Source organism: Flavobacterium notoginsengisoli (genome assembly GCF_042686225.1).
GTDB classification, from domain to species: Bacteria; Bacteroidota; Bacteroidia; order Flavobacteriales; family Flavobacteriaceae; genus Flavobacterium; species Flavobacterium notoginsengisoli.
Genome location: NZ_JBHUOT010000001.1, coordinates 680,766 through 701,063, shown reverse-complemented (window position 1 = coordinate 701,063; position 20,298 = coordinate 680,766). Strand labels below are relative to the sequence as shown.

21 protein-coding genes are annotated in these 20,298 nt (G+C 32.1%); 17 read left to right on the top strand and 4 right to left on the bottom strand.

What is annotated here, in order from left to right; genetic code table 11:
* The first annotated feature begins 81 nt into the window (after positions 1 to 81).
* From ACFS3A_RS02905 to ACFS3A_RS02890, 4 genes are all read left to right on the top strand, one after another.
* Entirely contained in the window at positions 82 to 846 is a 765-nt protein-coding gene (locus tag ACFS3A_RS02905) for a class I SAM-dependent methyltransferase (protein WP_179007685.1), read from the top strand.
* A 90-nt stretch (positions 847 to 936) separates the two neighbouring features.
* Positions 937 to 1,605: a ZIP family metal transporter gene (locus tag ACFS3A_RS02900; protein ID WP_379823833.1), complete on the top strand. Its 669-nt coding sequence runs from the start codon at positions 937 to 939 to the stop codon at positions 1,603 to 1,605.
* A 294-nt stretch (positions 1,606 to 1,899) separates the two neighbouring features.
* On the top strand, positions 1,900 to 2,619 hold the full coding sequence (locus tag ACFS3A_RS02895) for a PaeR7I family type II restriction endonuclease (protein ID WP_379823832.1): 720 nt from the start codon (positions 1,900 to 1,902) through the stop codon (positions 2,617 to 2,619).
* Positions 2,620 to 2,623: 4 nt separating this feature from the next.
* Positions 2,624 to 4,189, top strand: a complete 1,566-nt coding sequence (locus ACFS3A_RS02890) for an Eco57I restriction-modification methylase domain-containing protein (protein ID WP_379823831.1) — start codon at positions 2,624 to 2,626, stop codon at positions 4,187 to 4,189.
* 200 nt (positions 4,190 to 4,389) lie between these two features.
* Here ACFS3A_RS02890 and ACFS3A_RS02885 read toward each other — a convergent pair whose 3' ends face one another.
* Entirely contained in the window at positions 4,390 to 6,774 is a 2,385-nt protein-coding gene (locus ACFS3A_RS02885) for a TonB-dependent receptor domain-containing protein (protein WP_379823830.1), read from the bottom strand.
* A gap of 155 nt (positions 6,775 to 6,929) precedes the next feature.
* Positions 6,930 to 8,066 (bottom strand): helix-turn-helix domain-containing protein, encoded by a 1,137-nt coding sequence (locus ACFS3A_RS02880; RefSeq protein WP_379823829.1) that lies wholly within the window; start codon positions 8,064 to 8,066, stop codon positions 6,930 to 6,932.
* Between the two features lie 169 nt (positions 8,067 to 8,235).
* Between ACFS3A_RS02880 and murQ the strand changes: the two genes are divergently transcribed.
* The 5 genes from murQ (at position 8,236) to ACFS3A_RS02855 (ending at position 10,536) form a co-directional block, all read left to right on the top strand.
* Positions 8,236 to 9,048: an N-acetylmuramic acid 6-phosphate etherase gene (gene murQ / locus ACFS3A_RS02875; RefSeq protein ID WP_379823828.1), complete on the top strand. Its 813-nt coding sequence runs from the start codon at positions 8,236 to 8,238 to the stop codon at positions 9,046 to 9,048.
* Between the two features lie 150 nt (positions 9,049 to 9,198).
* A complete protein-coding gene (locus ACFS3A_RS02870) occupies positions 9,199 to 9,420 on the top strand; it encodes a DUF6095 family protein (RefSeq protein ID WP_109192685.1) in 222 nt (73 codons plus the stop codon).
* A gap of 27 nt (positions 9,421 to 9,447) precedes the next feature.
* On the top strand, positions 9,448 to 9,678 hold the full coding sequence (locus ACFS3A_RS02865; RefSeq protein ID WP_379823827.1) for a hypothetical protein: 231 nt from the start codon (positions 9,448 to 9,450) through the stop codon (positions 9,676 to 9,678).
* A 25-nt stretch (positions 9,679 to 9,703) separates the two neighbouring features.
* On the top strand, positions 9,704 to 9,976 hold the full coding sequence (locus tag ACFS3A_RS02860; protein WP_379824356.1) for a type II toxin-antitoxin system RelE/ParE family toxin: 273 nt from the start codon (positions 9,704 to 9,706) through the stop codon (positions 9,974 to 9,976).
* The gene (locus ACFS3A_RS02855; RefSeq protein ID WP_379823826.1) at positions 9,964 to 10,536 is read left to right on the top strand and encodes a pentapeptide repeat-containing protein; all 573 of its coding nucleotides are present in this window, start codon (positions 9,964 to 9,966) and stop codon (positions 10,534 to 10,536) included. The genes ACFS3A_RS02860 and ACFS3A_RS02855 overlap by 13 nt, the downstream gene beginning before the upstream one ends.
* Before the next feature lie 103 nt (positions 10,537 to 10,639).
* Here the strand turns inward: ACFS3A_RS02855 and ACFS3A_RS02850 are convergent, their stop codons facing one another.
* Positions 10,640 to 11,443, bottom strand: coding sequence for a DNA alkylation repair protein (locus ACFS3A_RS02850; RefSeq protein WP_379823825.1), 804 nt, complete (start codon positions 11,441 to 11,443; stop codon positions 10,640 to 10,642).
* Positions 11,440 to 12,078 carry a peroxiredoxin-like family protein gene (locus ACFS3A_RS02845; protein ID WP_379823824.1) on the bottom strand — a complete coding sequence of 213 codons (639 nt, stop codon included), beginning with the start codon at positions 12,076 to 12,078 and terminating at the stop codon, positions 11,440 to 11,442. Before ACFS3A_RS02845 ends, ACFS3A_RS02850 begins: the two co-directional genes overlap by 4 nt.
* Positions 12,079 to 12,177: 99 nt before the next feature.
* Between ACFS3A_RS02845 and ACFS3A_RS02840 the strand changes: the two genes are divergently transcribed.
* The 8 genes from ACFS3A_RS02840 to ACFS3A_RS02805 all read left to right on the top strand — a co-directional run bounded on the left by ACFS3A_RS02840 (position 12,178) and on the right by ACFS3A_RS02805 (position 20,287).
* Positions 12,178 to 12,522, top strand: a complete 345-nt coding sequence (locus ACFS3A_RS02840) for a winged helix-turn-helix transcriptional regulator (protein WP_379823823.1) — start codon at positions 12,178 to 12,180, stop codon at positions 12,520 to 12,522.
* Positions 12,523 to 12,539: 17 nt separating this feature from the next.
* Positions 12,540 to 13,115: a DUF1572 family protein gene (locus ACFS3A_RS02835; RefSeq protein WP_379823822.1), complete on the top strand. Its 576-nt coding sequence runs from the start codon at positions 12,540 to 12,542 to the stop codon at positions 13,113 to 13,115.
* A 9-nt stretch (positions 13,116 to 13,124) separates the two neighbouring features.
* Complete coding sequence (locus tag ACFS3A_RS02830) at positions 13,125 to 13,589, top strand: hypothetical protein (RefSeq protein WP_379823821.1); 465 nt, start codon at positions 13,125 to 13,127, stop codon at positions 13,587 to 13,589.
* Positions 13,590 to 13,724: 135 nt separating this feature from the next.
* On the top strand, positions 13,725 to 14,096 hold the full coding sequence (locus ACFS3A_RS02825) for a DNA topoisomerase IV (RefSeq protein WP_379823820.1): 372 nt from the start codon (positions 13,725 to 13,727) through the stop codon (positions 14,094 to 14,096).
* A 145-nt stretch (positions 14,097 to 14,241) separates the two neighbouring features.
* Positions 14,242 to 16,161 (top strand): DUF294 nucleotidyltransferase-like domain-containing protein, encoded by a 1,920-nt coding sequence (locus tag ACFS3A_RS02820; protein WP_379823819.1) that lies wholly within the window; start codon positions 14,242 to 14,244, stop codon positions 16,159 to 16,161.
* Between the two features lie 2 nt (positions 16,162 to 16,163).
* Complete coding sequence (locus tag ACFS3A_RS02815; protein WP_379823818.1) at positions 16,164 to 16,799, top strand: 3'-5' exonuclease; 636 nt, start codon at positions 16,164 to 16,166, stop codon at positions 16,797 to 16,799.
* Positions 16,800 to 16,955: 156 nt separating this feature from the next.
* Positions 16,956 to 18,434 (top strand): hypothetical protein, encoded by a 1,479-nt coding sequence (locus tag ACFS3A_RS02810; RefSeq protein WP_379823817.1) that lies wholly within the window; start codon positions 16,956 to 16,958, stop codon positions 18,432 to 18,434.
* Between the two features lie 68 nt (positions 18,435 to 18,502).
* Complete coding sequence (locus tag ACFS3A_RS02805) at positions 18,503 to 20,287, top strand: cytochrome-c peroxidase (protein WP_379823816.1); 1,785 nt, start codon at positions 18,503 to 18,505, stop codon at positions 20,285 to 20,287.
* The last annotated feature ends 11 nt before the right edge of the window (positions 20,288 to 20,298 follow it).

Genomic DNA, 20,298 nt, shown 5'->3' with positions numbered 1-20,298 from the left:
CAATGTATCGTTGCTAAATAGTTATTTTTCGGCAAAAATACACTAAATTTGCCGGACTTTAAATTAATTGAAATAGAATAAATGTCTGTAACGCATAACGAATCAATTCCGAATCAGGAAGGTGACAATCAAAACTGGTATTCTTCATGGTTTGACACACCTTATTACCATATTCTTTACAAGGATCGTAATTATCGTGAAGCTCAGGTTTTCATGGACAACTTAACGCACTATCTGAATTTGCCCGAAAAGGCAAAAGTATTGGATTTGGCATGCGGAAAAGGCCGTCATTCTATTTATTTAAATCAATTAGGTTTTGATGTTTTAGGTGCCGATTTGTCTGAAAACAGCATTGCCGAAGCCAGTAAAAACAGCAACGAAACCCTGCATTTTAAAGTGCACGACATGCGCCAGCCTTTTGAAGAAAAATTCGATGCCATTTTCAATTTGTTTACCAGCTTTGGTTATTTTGAAAACGACGATGACAACCTGACCACTTTAAAAGCAATTAAAGAAAGCCTTTCAGAATATGGTTTTGCCGTTATCGATTTTATGAACGTAGCAAACGTAATTGAAAACCTTGTTCCGGAAGAAACCAAAACGGTTGACGAAATTGATTTTCACATTAAAAGATATGTCGAAGACGGTCACATTTTTAAACAAATTGATTTTGAAGACAAAGGCAGAAAATATCATTTTACAGAAAAAGTAAAAGCCTTAACTTTAAAAGATTTTCAGGATTTAATGGACGAAGCGGGAATTTATCTTCTCGACATTTTTGGAGACTACAAACTCAAAAAATTCCATAAAACCGAAAGCGAAAGATTAATCATGATTTTTAAATAAATTGGTTAATCGTGTAATTGTTTAACCGTTTAATCGCTAAACAAAAAACAATTAACCGATTAAACGAATCAACGATTAAACAAAATAAAAATGAACTATTTACTACCCTTACTTTCTGTACTTTTAGGATATAGTGTGGCTTTGTTTATTAAACCCAAAAACAAAACCAATTTAAAATTACTGTTGGCCTTCAGCGGTTCTTTTCTATTGTCATTAACCGTGATGCATTTACTTCCAGAAGTTTATGCAACTCACAATCATAAAATAGGGGTTTTCATTATGGTCGGAATCCTGTTTCAGATCATTTTAGAATTTTTCTCCAAAGGTGCCGAACACGGACATGTACACGGACATGCAAAAATGTCGCAGATTCCTTGGCTTCTGTTTATTAGTTTGTGTATTCATGCCTTTTTAGAAGGATTTCCGGTAAGTCATCATCATGATTTAGCCATAGGAATTGCGATTCATCATTTACCAATTGCGGTAATTTTAACGACATTTTTCATCAATGCCGATTTAAACAAAAAAGCCATTTTTGTCTTCATGCTCGTTTTTGCGATTATGACACCGCTTGGTACAATTGCCTCCGAATATTTATCCTCTTTAAACGATTATTACACGGAAATTACAGCCATTGTAATCGGAATTCTATTTCATATATCCTCTACAATTATTTTTGAAAGCAGTGAAGGACACAAATTCAACATCGCCAAAGTTTCGATGATTGTTCTTGGGATTTTATTGGCGTTCTTTTTATAAAAAATTTATTAGATAATGTGTTATTAGATAATAAGATAATTTTCTAATTTAAATGCAACAAATTAGCCATATCTGGGCATGAAAAAAATTACTTTTCTTAATTAAGTTAAATAAACACATTTAAAAATTAACTAATATTGAAACACTTAAAATCATAGACTTTAAACTTACAATAGAAAATTTTACTTACTCAAAAACAAAGATTTAGATATTATTTAGACCACTATTGAAAAATCGATCGTCAAAAACGGCCCCAATTAAAACTTATATTTGTACTAATTATATACAATTAAAATGAATCTGAAAAAATATCAAACTCTTTTAGAAAATGCAATTAAGCTTTTTTGGGAAACGCGAAACAGTCAAAAAGATGCACAAAGTGAAAAAGAAATTAAAGATACTGGTAATAGAAGTTCTGTAACAGGTGGCAAACAACTAGATGGGCTATTAAAATTACTATATGTAGTAGCTACGGATACAGGTATTCCAGAAGATTGTATTTATATAAAAGGAAATCAACTACCAGGCTACTTTAGACCAACAAAAGATTGGGATATGCTCATCATAACCCCTTCTAAAAAACTTGTTGCCGTTTTAGAGCTGAAATCTCAAGTCGGCTCATTTGGTAATAATTTTAACAATAGAACTGAGGAAGCATTAGGAAGTGCAACAGATTTATGGACAGCTTTTAGAGAAAAAGCATTTCCAAATCAGTCTGCGCCTTGGTTAGGCTACATGATGATTGTTGAAAAATCTGAAAAATCTACATCCCCAGTAAGAATAACCCAACCTTATTTTAAGGTTTTTAATGAGTTTCATAATACATCCTATTTAGACAGATATAAACTTTTCTGTCAAAAATTAATGCTTGAAAGGCTTTATTCTCAAACTTGTTTAATTTGGGTTACTAATGATCATAAATTTGGAGATTTAGAAGAGAGTATTTCAATGGATAGCTTTTTAAATTCTTTTATAGGTCATTTAACAGGACAACTCCACGAGTTTAAAAAGTAAAGTTATGAAAAGGAAAAATGGAAGAAATCATGGAGAAGTATTTACAAATAAAAATGCAATACAATTTATCTTGGATGAAGTTAATTATTTTTCTGAATTTGATTTAAGTAATATTACTATACTAGAACCAGCTTCAGGTAAAGGTGCATTTGCTATCGAAATAATCAACCGTTTGTTTAAATCAGCCACAAAATATAATTTTTCATTTATAAATTGTGTTATCAGTAATTTAACCTTTGTAGAATTAGACAAAAATGCCTTTTCAGATTTATGCAATTCTATTGATCAATTAGTACTTAAATTAACTAATCAAAAAAATAATGTGAGTTCAAAAATTTGCTTGAACACAAATTTTTTAACTCACGACTTTAATTTGAAATATGACTGCATAGTTGGCAATCCTCCATACATACGTAACGAAAAAATCCCAAAATTTGATAAAGAAATTTACAGACTAAAGTTTAGTACATTTAAATACAGGGCAGATTTATATATACCTTTTTATGAAAATTCACTTCATCTATTAAAACCGAATGGTTTGCTGTCTTTTATTTGCTCAAATAGATGGTTATATAATCAATATGGTAAAATTTTAAGAGAGCAAATTTCAAACAATTATAATCTTATAAAAATTTTAAATATTGAAAAATCTTCCCCATTTGATGAAACCGTTATGGCATATCCATGTATAACAACCATTCAAAATAACTCAAAATCAAAAAAGGTTCTTTTCTGTGAAGACAATTCAAAAGTAATTGATTTTAATAATATTCAATATATACAAGTAGAAAAACCACAAACTTATTCTTGGCAAAACTTATTCCTGCATTATAATATAAATGACATAGCATTAGTTGGAATTGAAGAACAAGGTTTTGAAATTGGTATTGGCGTTGCAACAGGAGCAGACAAAGTATTTATAAAGCAAGGTAAAGAACTTAACGGTATAGAGAAGAGTAGAATATTACCTTTGATTAAATCATCAGATTTAAAAAATAACAAATTCAGTTGGAATGATAATTATTTAATAAATCCATACGACAATGATGGTCTTTGCGATTTAAAATTATATCCCCATTTACAGACATATTTTAATAACAATAAAGATACTCTACAAAAAAGACATACTGCAAAAAAAACACCTAATAAATGGTATAAAACTATTGACCGAATAAAACCTGAATTACTTTCAAAACCAAAACTTTTATTACCTGACTTAACAGGCAACAAGTTCCTATTCATTGACGAGGGAAATTATTATCCACACCACAACATCTACTACATAACAGCTAAAAATATCTCTTCATTAAAGATACTAGGTAGTATTTTAATGTCCGACTTTGTTAAAGATCAAATGGCTCAAATTGGAATTAGAATGAATGGAGGTCTTCCTAGATTCCAATCACAAGTATTAAGACAATTAAAAATACCAAATATAAAACAGTTAAGCCAAAAAGATATAGAAGAATTGATAATAGCTTATGATACCCAAAATTTAGAAGATACAAATCGAATAATAAAGAAATACTGTGTTCTTCACGGTTTAGAAAAATGGCGGATTCAATTCTAAATTAACATTCAGAATTCTAGTAAGCTTTTGTTCTAAGCCAAAATTTATGCTTCTAATTCCGCCACTTTATAAAATCTTAAAACAGAAAGAAATATATTTCTTTTTGATCTTTTTGATTATACATTAAAAACCATATTTTTAATGTTTTTTTTTAAAGAATTATACAACATATTAGTTATCAAATTCACTAATTATCTAATTTAATTCCCCGTTCTCTTCTTCTCGTCCTGATTTCCAAAAGCACGTTCTTTTACGTTGATTTTTTTATTTCCAAAATTATAAATCACAGACAATCGCACAAATCGACTGCTTTCGTTTTGACTATAAACCTGTTTTACACCATTTACAACCGAAGTAAAATCTTTTAGATAACCGGTATTAAAAATATCATTTGCCAGAAAAGCAATCTGCATCGATTTATTAAACAAATCCTGTTTAAAACCAATATCAAAACTCGACACATATCCAACTTCATATAAACCACTTTTAAAAGGCGTACTGTAACTAAAATCAATTTGAAGTTTTGTTGTTTTTCCTAATATAACAGTATTATTGGTCGAAAAATCTACTTGTAAACTATTAGATGGCGTTGCGTTTATATCTTTTATAAATTCTGTTTTAGCTCCTAAAAAGTACAAGGTGTTTTCGCTTGACCACCAATCTGCAAAACTTACCGAATAACTTTCTCCGATACCATAGTTTAAATTCTTAAAATAGTTTTCGCGTGTTACAATCTGCGTATTCGTTTCCGGATTTGAAGTAAACAAAACACCGTAACCGTTTGTAACAAGATTTACAAAAACACTGGTTCTTAAAACTTCTTTATAGGAATGAGACAACTCAAAATTATCACTAAACGAAGGTCTTAAAAACGGATTTCCTTCAGAATAACTGTTACTATTAATATAAACCTTAAACGGATTCAACAAATCAAAACGAGGTCGGTTGATTCTTTTTCCATAATTCAGACTAAAATTATTGTTTTCATTTTTCTGATAAGAAGCATAAAATGTTGGAAATAATTTCAAATAATTGTTTACCGTTTCCTGATTTAAAGTTTCAGAGAATCCGTTTGTCTGTGTATTTTCAAGTCTTAATCCAGCCTGAAAATTCCATTTCTCATTGATTTTTTTGTTTCCGTTAATATAAACCGCCTGATTATTTTCAGTGTATTTAAATCGGTTCGACTGAGTTGGATCCAATTCCGGAGTTCCGGAAATTGTGTTGTAATACAAAACATCGCTTTCACTGTTTATAAAGCTTACTTTAGCTCCGTAAGATAGATTTAAAGCTTGTAAAGGATGTTCCATATCCGCCTTAAAACTCCAGTTATCAATAGCCTGATTCGAAATATTTCGCCCGGACTGATTCACATCAACAAATAACATTTCAGGCGTATAATTGTTGGCTGTAAAAGCTCTGTCAAACTTTGAATTGTAATTGAAATAATCAGCATCAAAAGACAATTTTCGGTTCAAAGAATCTAATTTGGTTATCAAATGAACATTATAAGTCTGATTTTTTGATCCTTTATCTGTATAACTGTCATTCAGCGTAACATTATTCAGCTTATTTTGAGTATCATATTTATCAATTCTGATATCCGATTTAAAATCCGGATTATTTCTGTCATTCAAAAACTGAAAACCAATAGTCGTACGTTTTGAAAGATCATAATCTAAAGCCAATTTTCCTGAAAAATTTTCATCTTTCACTTTTGTAACGGCTTTCATCGTAGAAAGACCATCAGGAAAGTACATTTCTAAATTTTCTTCAGAATTTTTATAACCAGTTCTCCCATTGACACTTGCAGAAAATCGGAACTTATTTTTATTATAGAAAAAATTGTTTCTCAAAGTTCCAATTTCGTATTTGTTCTGATCGTAAGAAACTGTAGTTGTATTTTTCCAGGAATCACGAACGCCTTTTTTCATAATAATATTGATTAATCCTCCAGTACCTTCGGCTTCGTATTTAGCCGGCGGATTGCTGATAATCTCAATATTTTTGATATCTCCTGACGAAATTGATTTTAAATAATTATTCAGTTCTTCTCCAGTCAATTCTATAATTCTTCCGTCGATCATGACTCTTGAAGTTCCTTTTCCTAATATAGTTATCACATCATTTTTTACCACAACTCCCGGTGCCGTATTAATGGCGCTCAAAGCATCTCCGCCAACTGTAGTCACATTATTTTCCAGATTGTAGACCAAACGATCTGTTTTCTGTTCGATCGTTTTCTTTTTAGACTGAACAACTACTTCTACTAAATTAGTTGTGCTTTCTTTTAAAGTAATTGTTCCTAAATCTGTGTCGTTTTCAATGGCAACTTCTTTTTCGTAATCTGTAAATCCTAAAAGACTAATGCCAATTTTATAAGAACCTTTTTTAAGGTTCATTTCAAAAGTACCGTCTTGTTTGGTTGTTGTACCGTCAATAATTTTTCCTTCCAAATTGGAGATCGAAATTTCTGCCCATTCTAATGGCGTTTTTTCGCTAGTTATTTTTCCTTTTAACTTAAGTGATTGTGCCAAACAAAATAAAGGCAATACTAAAAAGATAAGAAGGGTCGCTTTTTTCATGATTTCTAATTTTAAACTTGTTTCGATTAATTTGAAGCAAAGTTGCCTTAGAAATTTTCGGATTTCGACCGACAAAAAAAAGTCGAACCATTTTCTGTTCCGGAAATTGGTTCGACTTTATTTAGTATGAAGTACGACTTTTTACAAATCCTTTACTATGAAGCGTTTCGGTAAGCCGTAGGTGTTAAATTGGTGTATTTTTTGAAAGAAGTATTAAAAGAAGATTTGGAGTTAAAACCGACTTCATACAAAATTTCAAGAACGGTAAGATCACTTTTGGACTGATCTTTCAAAATATTCATGGCTTTCTGAATACGATATTCATTCACAAAATCAAAAAAATGCTGGTCCATATGATGATTAATCAAAACAGACAGATCCCGAGCCGGAATATTAATTTGATTTCCTAATTCTTGTATCGTAAGCGATGGATCCAGAAATGGTTCTTTTTCACTCATATATTGTTTCAACGAAGTAATCTGAGCAGCAATCAAATCATTCTTCACATTTACTGATTCTGATTTTTCTTCCACTTCAGGCAGAATATCTTTTGTTAGTTTCAGTTTAGAATTTACTCCCCTAAAAAGCTCAGGATGTTTTAAAGCTTTCATTATAAACCAACAAGTTATAAATAAAGCAATGGTTCCAACAAGAATATTTGCCCACAAAAAAATATCTCTAAAACCACTATATCGAAGTGCGTTTTTTAATAGGACTATAGAATGTGCCGCAAGAAATACACAAGTCATCTGGAAAAGCCATTTATAAGTCGAAACGCTGGCATTGGTGTAATTTTCCAGATAGATTTCTTTATATTTCTTTAAAATCAAAAATACACTCACGATATAAAATACATACTGTAATTCAACTAAAATTTGAATAAAATAAATCTCAGACATTTCATTTAATGGACCAATAAAATTGCCTTCTTCGATACTTTTATAAATTCTTGGGATAAAAAGTAAATTGACTATTACAAAAGGAAGTAGATGAATAAGATGTTTCCATTTCAGTCTGAAATCGGAGTAGCAGACAGATAAAACATACAAATAAAATGTTGGCATACCCAGTAAACAGAAAGTGGCTCTGAAAATCTCCAAATTCCTATGATCTTCTGTATACAAATACATAAAAAAACCACTAAGATCAATTGCCGAAAATATAAAAAAGAACGCAAATAGTCGGTTTGCGAGTTTATTTTCGGTTTTAACCGTCAGTAAAAAAAATGCCATCAATAAAGACACGAAAACAGAAATTCGAGCTATTCCCTGTAATAAATCTAATTTGTCCATTTATTTAGTTAAAATAATAAACAAATATAATATTTTAGTTGGTGTAACAATGATGCTTAAAAACCGTCTTTAATAACAAAAAAACAAATAAAATGAAGATTATAAATCTTTGAACTTTGCGAGATTGAGATAAAATATATTAATTTTGGCGAGTCTAAATAACGATAAAATGACATTTACGAAAACCACGGAACAATCTTCAAAATATGAACATTTAGAAAAAATGTCTGTTCACGAATTGTTGTCAAACATTAATCAAGAAGATAAAACCGTTCCTTATGCGGTGGAAAAAGCCTTACCACAAATAGAAGCTTTAATTCCGCAAATCGTCTCTAAATTAAAATTAGGAGGCCGATTATTTTATATTGGAGCAGGAACTTCTGGTCGTCTTGGAGTTGTTGATGCTTCTGAATGTCCACCTACATTTGGTGTTCCTTTCGATTTGGTAAATGGTATAATTGCAGGTGGCGATACAGCCATAAGACGCGCAGTAGAAAACGCAGAAGACAGCACCACAAATGCCTGGATTGATCTACAAAATCATAATATCGACTCAAATGATGTCGTAATTGGAATTGCTGCTTCGGGAACAACTCCTTATGTAATCAGCGGTTTAGAAGCTTGTAATCAAAATAATATTATTACGGGTTGTATTACTTGTAATGCTGGAAGTCCGTTGGCTTTAACGGCTCAATTTCCTATTGAAGTAGTGGTTGGTCCTGAATTTATTACCGGAAGTTCCAGAATGAAAGCAGGAACAGCTCAAAAACTAGTTCTAAATATGATTTCAACCGCTGCAATGATTCAGCTTGGAAAAGTAAGAGGAAACAAAATGGTCGATATGCAATTGAGCAATATTAAATTGGTCGATCGTGGCGTTAAAATGATTATGGAAGAAATTCCAGTTTCTTACGAAGAAGCTTCTGAATTATTAAAAAAATACGGCAGCGTGAGAAATGCTGTTGATAATTATAAAAAATAAAAAAAATTCTGCTTGGTAATTTAACCGCAAGGCACACTAAGATTTACGCAAAGTTCGCAAGGTTTTTATCTAAAACTTTGCGAACTTTGCGGTTAAATACAAGTCCAGCAACTTGAAACTAAAAAAAACCTGAAACTTGAAACAAAAAACATGGCAACAAATAAAGAATTATTAAGAAAAGGAGTGAAATATTTAACAGGCGCTCTGCCTCTTATGTTTCTGGGGCCATCAATGATTTATAATGCTTTTATGAATCAGCATACGAATTGGCACTATCTTGTTTTAGGAATTGGAATTGTGGCTTGCCTCGCTTCTATGTTTTTAATCTTTTTAGGATTGAAAATCATTATGAAAGGTATATTTAATGACTAATTTGTATCTTTACTAAAATTCTTTGTTATGGATATACAAGCAGAAATAAACTGGATTCATCAAGAAATTGATAAAGTAAAAGATCCTTCTTTTGTTGAAAAACTAAAGCATCTTTTACAATCAATAAATAATACCACAATTGATTCAGATGCATCTTACAATCTAGATATTGAAAGTGCCTTAGATAATATAAAAAAAGGCAATTTTTATACTGAAAATGAAGCTAAAGAAATTGCAAAAAAATGGGGAAGAAAATAATTTGGTCTAGCAATGCTTTAAACCAATTAGAAGACATTCATTTTACATTTTTTTTGAAAGCAAATCCCTCAATATTGCTGACAAAGTAGTCAATACCATTTTTGATAGTACCGAAATACTAAAAACGCAACCTGAAATTTACAAACTCGACAAACAAAAAACTAACAATGATGGAAGTTTTAGAGTTTATTCTGTTTACGATTACGCTGTTTCTTATCAAATAACGAAAGAAAGTATTTATATACTTCGAGTTCGTCACAATGCACAAAAACCTAAAAAACATTCATGGAAAGCCTAATTCACATTCAGAAAACATTCGAGAAAGTTGTTTACATCGACAAAAAAATAAACAATCGGGAGTTTGAAGATTGTGTGTTTAAAAACTGTGATTTTTCCAACAGTAATTTTAGCTCTAATACTTTTTTAGACTGTGAGTTTATTGACTGTAATCTTTCAATGACAAGTTTATCAGGAACGAGTTTAAAGAATGTCACTTTTAAAAACTGTAAACTTCTGGGAATCGCTTTTAACGAATGTGACGATTTTTTATTTCAGGTTTATTTCGAAGAATGTACTTTGGATTATGCTTTATTTTCGAATAAAAAAATGCCTAAAACCAAGTTTATTAATTCTTCCGTTAGAGAAGTCACTTTTATTGGAACCAACTTAACGAGTTCTGTTTTTGACAATTGCGATCTTGATGGTGCTATTTTTAACGAAACACAACTAGCCGGAGTCAATTTCAAAACGGCTTACAATTATAAAATCGATCCCGAATTCAATCCGATGAAAAAAGCGCAATTTTCGACAGAAGGAATTGTTGGGCTTTTGGATAAATATGATATTAAAATTGTATAGTTTTTTTTCAGCCACAAATTACACGAATTTCCACAAATTAATATTTCAATTATTTTCTGTTGAAACATAAAAATTCGTGTAATTCGTGGCAAAAGACAAAACCCTACTTTTCAATTGTTCGCAATGCTTTTTTAATAATGTAAAGCGTTTCTTTTGTTGGACTTTCGGTTTTCCATTTTTCACATAAATCTTTTACAAAATCGGGTCTTGTTTTACTGGCATCATTGAGCCAGTTGCCAACACTATCCTGAACATATTTAGAAGAATCAGACTTTAAGGCGTTTAAAATCTTTAAACCTAATTCCGGCTCCTTTTTCAATTGCTCAATATGTTCGCACCAAACTCCTCTTGGTCTTGTTGATTCAGTTGCAAAACGTCTGATATTTTCATCTTCACTGGAAGTCCATTCCAATAAAATTTCGAAACTTTTCTCTAAATTCTTTATAATACTGGAACGAATTGCGAGCCACGAAATTTCTCTGACACCAAAATGTTTGTCAGCTGACAGGAATTGAATTTGTTTCAAAACTTCTTCAATTGTCAATTCAGGATTTTTTCCAATTACATATGCAGACCAACATCGCACCAAATCCGATTTGTGTTTCGAAATTATTGAAAGTACATCAGTATCTTTATTAAGGATTGATTCCGTTAATAAACCTGTTCCTATTGCTTCATTTATAGTATTTACGGTTTGCTTTTTCAAATTTCTTATATCTGTTAAAATAGGTTCCAGATATTCCATTCGATCAGACTCTTTCAAGACATTTTCCAGAAGCTTAGTTTGATTTACCGCAAGCCATTCTACCAGATTTACTGTCTCAATTTCGCCTTTATTGAGTTGTTCCAAAATAACTGTGGGAATATCTTTTATCGATCTTGCCCCTTTTCGTTTTACTTCGTTCATAACAAATTAAGTAATTCTTCAATGTTGATTCTATTTGTATAATTTACGTCAAAAAAATTATACAATATTTCCCTTTTTTCATTTACCAAAAATACGGCAGGAACTGGCAGTGTATTTTCCTCATCTTTATTAAAATCTTTGAGATTAATTCCAATAGATTTATATGAAGATAATACGAAATCCTGCAGCTTGAAAGTAATTCCTAATTGTTTCGCAAAAATATTATTTGCATCTGTGAGCACTTCAAACTGCAAGTTATGCTTTTCTGACAATGTTAAGGAATTATCCGGACTTTGAGGTGAAATAGCCACAAGCGTTGTCTCTTTTGCTATTATTTTAGCTAAATTCTTTTGCAACTCCTGAAGTTCCAAATTACAATATGGACACCAGCTTCCTCTGTAAAAAGCAACTATCATTTTTCCTTTCTTTAAAATATTCTCTGAACAAATAATCTCATGATTGGCATTAGGCAGACAAAAATCAGGGATTTTATCTCCAACTTTCAAACTGTTCTTCTCAATATTTTGAGATTGCAAATCTTCTATTGATTTTTGAAAAACTGTTAGTATTTCCTGAGGAACCTGTTTTGAGAATTCTGCATTGAGAATTTCAATTTGATTGGCTAAATCATTCATTCGACTTAAAATTTTGATTATTTTTGTAAAGATCGGAAAGCGGGATCAGCCCAGCAATACCGCATATTTTTATCCCATAGGGATATAAAAGTCAATTTTATGCAAACAAAGGAAAGAAGTACTGAAAATAAAATTTGTCCATTAGAAATTGCTGTAAACACCATTAGCGGAAAATGGAAAATCCCTATTGTATGGCAGATCAATGAAGGTAAAAAAAGACCAAGCGAATTTTTAAAAGGCATTGCAAAAGTCGATCGACGGGTTTTAAACCAGCAATTAAGCGAAATGGTCGAAGATGGCATATTGCTAAAACAATCTTTTAATGAACTTCCACCACGAGTTGAATATTCTCTCACCGAGACAGGAAAACAATTAGTAGAAATTCTTTGGAAACTAAATGATTGGGGAAAAATATTGATTTCTGAAAATAAAGTTGAGCTATAATCTAAAATCTTTGCATCATGAAAACGGATGAATCTTATTTAGAAAGTGTCAAAAAGCAATTTTTATATTATAAAATGCTTGGCGAAAAGGCAATCGATCAACTCGAACCTGCACAGCTTTTTGTTTCTTTTAACGACGATACCAACAGTATTGCAACTATTGTCAAACATATTTCAGGAAATATGCTTTCGCGCTGGACGGATTTCTTAACTTCTGATGGAGAAAAAGAATGGCGAAACCGCGATGCCGAATTTGAAAACGATTTACAATCTAAAGAAGAAGTTTTGGAAGTTTGGAATAAAGGCTGGACTATTTTTCTTGAAACATTGAATAGTTTACAACCAGAACAGCTTTCAGACATTATTTACATTAGAAACGAAGGTCATACGGTAATTGAAGCCATCAATCGTCAATTGGCACATTATCCGTATCATGTTGGTCAGATTGTTTTTTATGCCAAACAATTGAAAAACAGCGAGTGGAATAGTTTATCAATTCCAAAGAATAAATCCGGAAATTATAATGCTGAAAAGTTTGCCAAAGAAAAAGAAATCAAGAACTTTACCGATGAGGAATTAAAAAGATTGAAATAATCCCCAAACATGAAATCAAAAGATAACGAAACGCATCATTTTCTGCCTAGTGGCGAATGGGAAGGATTTTATTGTTATTCTAATTCGCCTTCACAACATAAAATGTCTATTGAATTAAGTTTTACGAATTCAATTATTACGGGTTCCGGAATTGATGATGTGGACTCATTTCGATGGAACGGTTCTTATAATTTGGAACATTTTAAACTGAAAATGGTCAAAACTTATCCAACACATATCATTAATTATGCTGGAGATATAGACGAAAACGGCATTTGGGGACTTTGGGATAATCCTGAAGACTTGAGTTTTTTTGCTGATTTTTCGCCAAACGTTTTTCAACAAGTTCTAGCGATGACAAAAGGAGGTTTTCATATCTGGCCAAAAGCTTCAAAAAGCGAATCTAAAGAGGAAATGAGAGAAGAAGTGAAAGAATCTAAAAAACTCAAAGAATTTTATATTCAAAAAGTCTAAATTATAATACAAGTGTTTCTTGTTATCCTAATGCCCTAGCCCCGATTGCAATGGAAATCCTTTTTATTTTTTCTTTAAAAATAAAAAGATTGAAATGGAAAGCGGGATTAGCTCCTAAAAAACAACTTAATTAAAATGAAAAAAATACTATTCTTATTTCCTGTTCTAACTTTAGTTTCATGCTATAATACAGAACACAACTGCAAAGATTTTAAAACCGGAAAATTCAAATTTGAAACAGAAGTAAACGGCGTTAAAAAAACGACTTTTTTTGAACGCAAAGACGATATCGAAATCGAAACTTTTGAAGGAAAAACAGACACAGCAACCATTCGTTGGGTAAGTGACTGCGAATATGTGCTACAAAAAATGCATCCAAAAAATATGGCAGAGGAAAAAGCCATCAGCATGAAGATTTTAAATACTTCTAAGGATTCTTATACTTTTGAATTTGGCTTGGTTGGTTCTGAAGAAAAGCAACGCGGTACTGTTCATAGAGTCGATTAAATTATATAAGTTTTTTTTGCCACAAAGGCACAAAGACGCCAAGGATTTATTTCTTTGGGACTTTGTGCCTTTGTGGCAAATTATTATAATGTGTTTCTTTTACATTTCTATTTTAAATAGTACTTTAGGACTTTAATCTAGCCACATGAAAAATACCATTTCGCAGAGAGTTGCTGACTTTTTAAAAGGATATCCGCCGTTTAATTTTTTGCATCAGAAAGATTTAGAAAAGCTGTCTGAACAGATTTCAATTATATATAAAGAAAAAGATTCGGTAATTTTTGCTGAAAACGATAAAACACACGATTCGTTTTATGTGGTACATAAAGGTGCAGTTGCTTTGAAAAAAAGCACTAAAAATACCGTTCTGGATATGTGTGATGAAGGCGATATTTTTGGGCTTCGCCCGCTTTTAGCGCAGGAAAACTATATTATGGAAGCGGTAGCGCATGAAGAAAGTATTTTATACGCTATTCCGATTGCTGTTTTTAAACCTTACGCATTGGAAAACCGAAATGTTGGTAATTTCCTGATTGAAAGTTATGCTTCTAATACGCGAAATCCGTATTCTGATATTCATAAAGACAAATTATATGGTGATGATCTGTTGAATGAAAATCTGCATTCTAACAATCATTCCTTTGATTTAACGCCGATAAAATATTCTAAAAAAATCGTAACCTGCAGTCCTTCAACAACAGTTAAGGAAATTGCTAAGATTATGAGTAAAAAGAAAGTTGGAGCGATTTTGATTGTAGATGAAATGCTTCCGATTGGTATTTTGACCGATAAAGATCTTCGAAATAAAATTGTTACCGGCGATTTTCCGATTACGACGACTGCCGAAACGATAATGACAAAACCGGTAATTACATATCCTAAAAAAATGACGGTTACCGAAGCACAAATGGCGATGATGAAAAGTAATATCAGTCATTTATGTTTAACGAAAGACGGAACGGTAAATACCAAAGCAGTCGGAATTTTATCGAAGCATGACGTTATGGTGGCGCTTGGAAACAATCCTGCCGTTTTGATAAAAGCGTTAAAACGTACCAAAAAAATTAAGGAAATAAAGCCGATTCGCAACCAAATCATGCAGTTGCTTCAGGGTTATCTCGATCAAAATATTCCAATGACTTTGATTACTAAAATCATTACAGAATTGAATGAAGCTTGCACTACCCGCGTTATAGAGATTTCTTTGGAAAAAATGAGCAGTCCGCCTCCAGTAAAATTTGCCTGGCTGGCACTTGGAAGTCAAGGAAGAGGCGAACAAATGCTTCACACCGATCAGGATAATGCTATTGTGTATGAAAATGTAAACGACGTTTTTAGAGATGAAACTAAAATCTATTTCTTAAAATTGGCTGGACACGTCAACAAAGGTCTTTTTGAAATTGGCTACGATTACTGTCCTGCCGATATGATGGCATCAAGTCCTAAATGGTGTATGAGCCTTGACGACTGGAAAGCTCAGGTACATCACTGGATCACCAATCCTGGTAAAAATGAAGTTTTACTGTCGTTCATTTTCTTTGATTACAGCAAAACGTATGGCGATTCTGAAATCGTAAACGAATTATCTGATTCTATTTTTGAAAACGTAAAAGCGAATCCGATTTTTTATATGCATTTGGTGAGTGGTGCTTTGCAAAGTCCTTCTCCTACTGGTTTCTTTAGGCAATTTTTGGTGGAACAAGACGGGGCTAACAAAGACAACTTTGACATTAAACGAAGAGCTTTAATGCCTTTAACCGACGCCGCACGTCTTTTAATTTTATCGCATTCTGTAAAAGGAATTAGTAATACGGCAGAACGTTTTGAAAAATTGGCTGAACTGGAACCTAATAATAGAGAATTGTATTTATCCTGCTCATATTCGTTTAAAGCTTTATTGAAATTTAGAACCAAACAAGGATTATTACATCATGATTCGGGTCAGTTTATCGAATTGGAATCTTTAACGAAAATGGAAAAGATTAAACTGAAACGTACTTTTAAAACCATTAAAGAGCTTCAGGAATTAATTTCAGTACGTTTTAATATCTCAAATCTGGTATAATAATGAGTTTATTCAATTTTTGGAAAAAAGAAGAACATAATTTCTTTGATGAAAGCGTCACAATCGAAGAAACTCGTTTTGTGGTTTTAGATACTGAAACTACTGGTTTTGATTACGATAACGACCGAATGTTATGCATTGGCGCGTTAGTTCTTCAAAACGGAATTATTAATGTTCAGAATAGCTTTGAAGTCTATCTTGAACAAGAACATTATGACAAAACTACAGCACAAATTCATGGTATTTTAAAAGATCTGCTGGTAAAACGTCCCACAGAACTCGAAGCTTTACAACAGTTTTTAGAGTTTCTGGGAGATTCTATTATTATTGCACATCATACTATTTTTGATGTCACCATGATTAATAAAGCTCTGGAAAGAAACGGACTTCCTCAGTTAACCAATAAAACTTTAGACACCGCTTATTTATATAAAAAGACTTTGATTCAGTCCCATTTATTTGAACGAAAAGATCATTACACTTTAGATGATTTAGCTGATAAATTTGATATTTCTAAAAAAGACAGACATACTGCTTTGGGCGATGCTTATATCACCGCTATTGCCTTCTTAAAAATTGTTAAAAAGCTGAAAGAGAAGAAAACAACTAATCTCAATCAGCTTTTTAAGCCACTTTAAGATTTTTTTAAGAGTATTAAATTTACATTCAATACTTTTAATTTACTATTTCATAATACAAGACTTATAATTATTAGCATTAAGAAAAAATTAACATAACCTGTATTTTGTTTTGGAAAGATAGCTTTGTTCTATCAAAAAAAAACAGAAACAATTATGAAAACTAACCTTCTTAAATCTATTGCTTTATTTGGAATAGCCTCTCTTTCCTTAGTAAGCTGTCAAAATGATGACAAAGATTCCAAAAACGATGTAAATGCAAGCATCGATTTTACCTCACACTCAAAAGTTCCTGCGTTTGTTTATGCTATGAACGGATTTGAAAACTTAAAAATCAGTACTTTAATCGCAAGTTCTGATGTTTTACCACAATCTCCTTCATTTGTTTATGGAGCACAACCAGATGGTGCAGGATTAATGAAAGATCCAAACGGAGATGGTTACATTATGATTACCAATCACGAAATCCTTCAATCGGTTTCAAGAGTATATTTAGACAAAACTTTCAAACCTGTAAAAGGAGATTATATCGTTGATGGTGTTGGAGGTTTAACACGTTTGTGTTCTGCAACTTTAGCAACTCCTGAAATCCACGGATTTGGTCCTATGTTTTTAACTGCAGGAGAAAGTGGTCAGGAAAGTATGGTTCACGGAATTAATCCGTTAGGATTATCTTCAGATAAAGCAAGAAAAGACAGAGTTTTACCAGCTTTAGGAAAAGCAAGTATGGAAAACGCGGTGCCACTTCCAAAAGAAGCTTACCCTGGAAAAACAGTTATTTTGATTGGAGAAGATCAGTCTTATGCAACTTCTCACGTAAGTGCAGGACAGGTAATTATGTATGTAAGTACGGTTGGAGATTTATCTAACGGAAAATTATATGCCTTAAAAAGAACTGACGGAAATCAGGTTGAAACGACTATTACATTAAACAATTCTTATCCAGTGGAATTTGTTGAAATTCCTAATGCTAAAAACTTAACTGGCGCAGTAATCAACACAACGGTTAATGACTTAAAAGCAATCCGTTTTTCTAGAGTTGAAGACGTAGATTACAGAAAAGGAAGCGCAAGCAACAACAGAGAAATCTACTTTACTGCAACAGGTCAGGCTACAAACAATGCTCCAGTTGATGGCTATACCATGTGGGGAAGAGTTTATAAATTGAAGTTAGATGCTTCAAATCCGTTAAAAGGGACTTTAGAATTAGCAGTTGAAGGCGACAGTACTCCTGGAACAGGAATCATCAATCCGGATAACTTATGTGTAACTGAAAACTTTGTTTACATTCAGGAAGATGGGGATAGCTATTATGCAGATGCTAAACATGATTCGTATATCTGGCAATATAATATCGCTACAAAACAGAACAAACCTTGGTTAAATATGAACCACAAAAGAACTGATACAGCTTGGAATACTTTATACAACCAAACAGGTGAAATGAGATTTGGAAGCTGGGAATTTGGTGCTATGGAAGACATTTCTGATATCATTGGTGTTCCGGATACTTTCACAGTAAATATTCACCCTCACACTTGGCAGAGCGATGCATTTAAAAATGCTGACGGTTCAGGAACTCAAACGAACAAAGAGGGCGGACAAACTGTAATTATTAGAAACGTACAACGATAATAATTTCGTTTAAAATCATAAAACAACCCTTATTTCTCAATAAGGGTTGTTGCTATTACAATACTATTATGAAATTAAAGCACTTTACTTTTTTATTTCTAATGCTATGTTTGTTCTTTTCATGCAAAGAAAATGAAACTCCAAAAGCAACTATCAAACAAGATTTACTTATTGATCTGACCAAGCTCAATAATGAAATAGTTCTTTTTCAGAAACTAGTAAACAATAATTCTTCTCAAAAAGAAATTTTAGAACAATTTAAAAAATCACGTCTTTTCTATAAAAAAGTCGAATGGGCGATCGAATATTTTGTCCCTGAAACAGCCCGATTTATGAATGGTCCTGCTTTGGACGAAATGGAACTGGAAGAAAACAGGTCTTTTGAACCTCACGGATTTCAGGTTATGGAAGAAATGATTTATCCGGAATATGAAGCTGAAAACAAAGAGAACCTCATCAGGGAATTGAACATTTTTAAATCGAATATAAAACAGCTTGAAAGTACTTTTGAAGTCATTACAATAAGCGATGATTATGTTTTGGATGCTATTCAGCAGAATGTTTTTAGAGTTATTGCCTTAGGAATTACAGGTTTTGACAGTCCAATTTTACAATCATCAATTCCCGAAGCTGGAGAAAGTTTAATTTCAATTCCTGAATCTCTTGAGAAGATTAATGCCAATAATAAATCAGTAGCTGCAATAAAAAATCTGACTGAAAAAGCTCAAAAGTATTGTAAAGAAAACAACAACTTTAATGCTTTTAACAGAGCTGTTTTTATAAGCGAATATTTAAATCCGATTTCGAAAAAACTAAAAACTTTTCAGATAGAAGAAAACATTAAAAACGTAAAAAAAAGCAGTCCGTTAAAACCAACAATTGAAACGTTATTTGATAAAGATGCTTTTGATGTGAATGCTTTTGTACTTTCTAAAGAATATAATTTTACTAAAGAAAAATCGGTTTTAGGCGAAAAGTTGTTTTATGACAAAAGCCTTTCTAAAAATAATGATCGAAGCTGTGCCACCTGCCATAATCCTGAAAAAGCATTTACAGATGGTTTAAAAACAAACGTTTCATTAACGGGAATGAATTTACCACGAAATACTCCTACTCTAACCTATGCTTCTCTGCAGAATGCCCAATTTTGGGATATGCGCCAATTGGATTTAGAAAAACAAAGTGTAGATGTGATTCAGAATAAAGATGAAATGCACGGTTCAATGGAAAACATTCATGCTAAAATTCAGCAAGACAAAGAATATCTAAAACTCTTTAAAAAAGCCTATCCAAAAATTTCAAAACCTGAAGCCTGGCAGATTCAGAATGCTATTGCGAGTTATGTACGTTCTTTGAATGCTTTTGATTCCAGATTTGATGAATATATGCGTGGAAACAAAAATGCCTTAAATAACGAAGAAATTGAGGGAATGAATCTGTTTATGGGAAAAGCCAAATGTGCCACCTGCCATTTTACACCATTATTTAACGGGACAGTTCCTCCAAGTTATTCCAAAACCGAACACGAAGTTATTGGAACTCCAAATGAGGCTTCCGGAAAAACGCTAAGTCCAGATAAAGGCCGTTATATCTACAATCAAATGCCACAATTAGTTGGTGCTTTCAAAACTCCTACAGTTAGAAATTCGGCTGTTACAGCTCCGTATATGCACAATGGAGTTTTTAAAACGCTGGAAGAAGTCGTTTCTTTCTACAACAAAGGAGGCGGTATTGGTTTGGGTTACGAAGTAGAAAATCAAACACTGCCTTTCGATAAACTGAATTTAACTGTCAAAGAGGAAAAAGCGCTTGTTGCTTTTATGAAGACACTTACGGATAAAAAATACCAGTAAAACCAAAATAA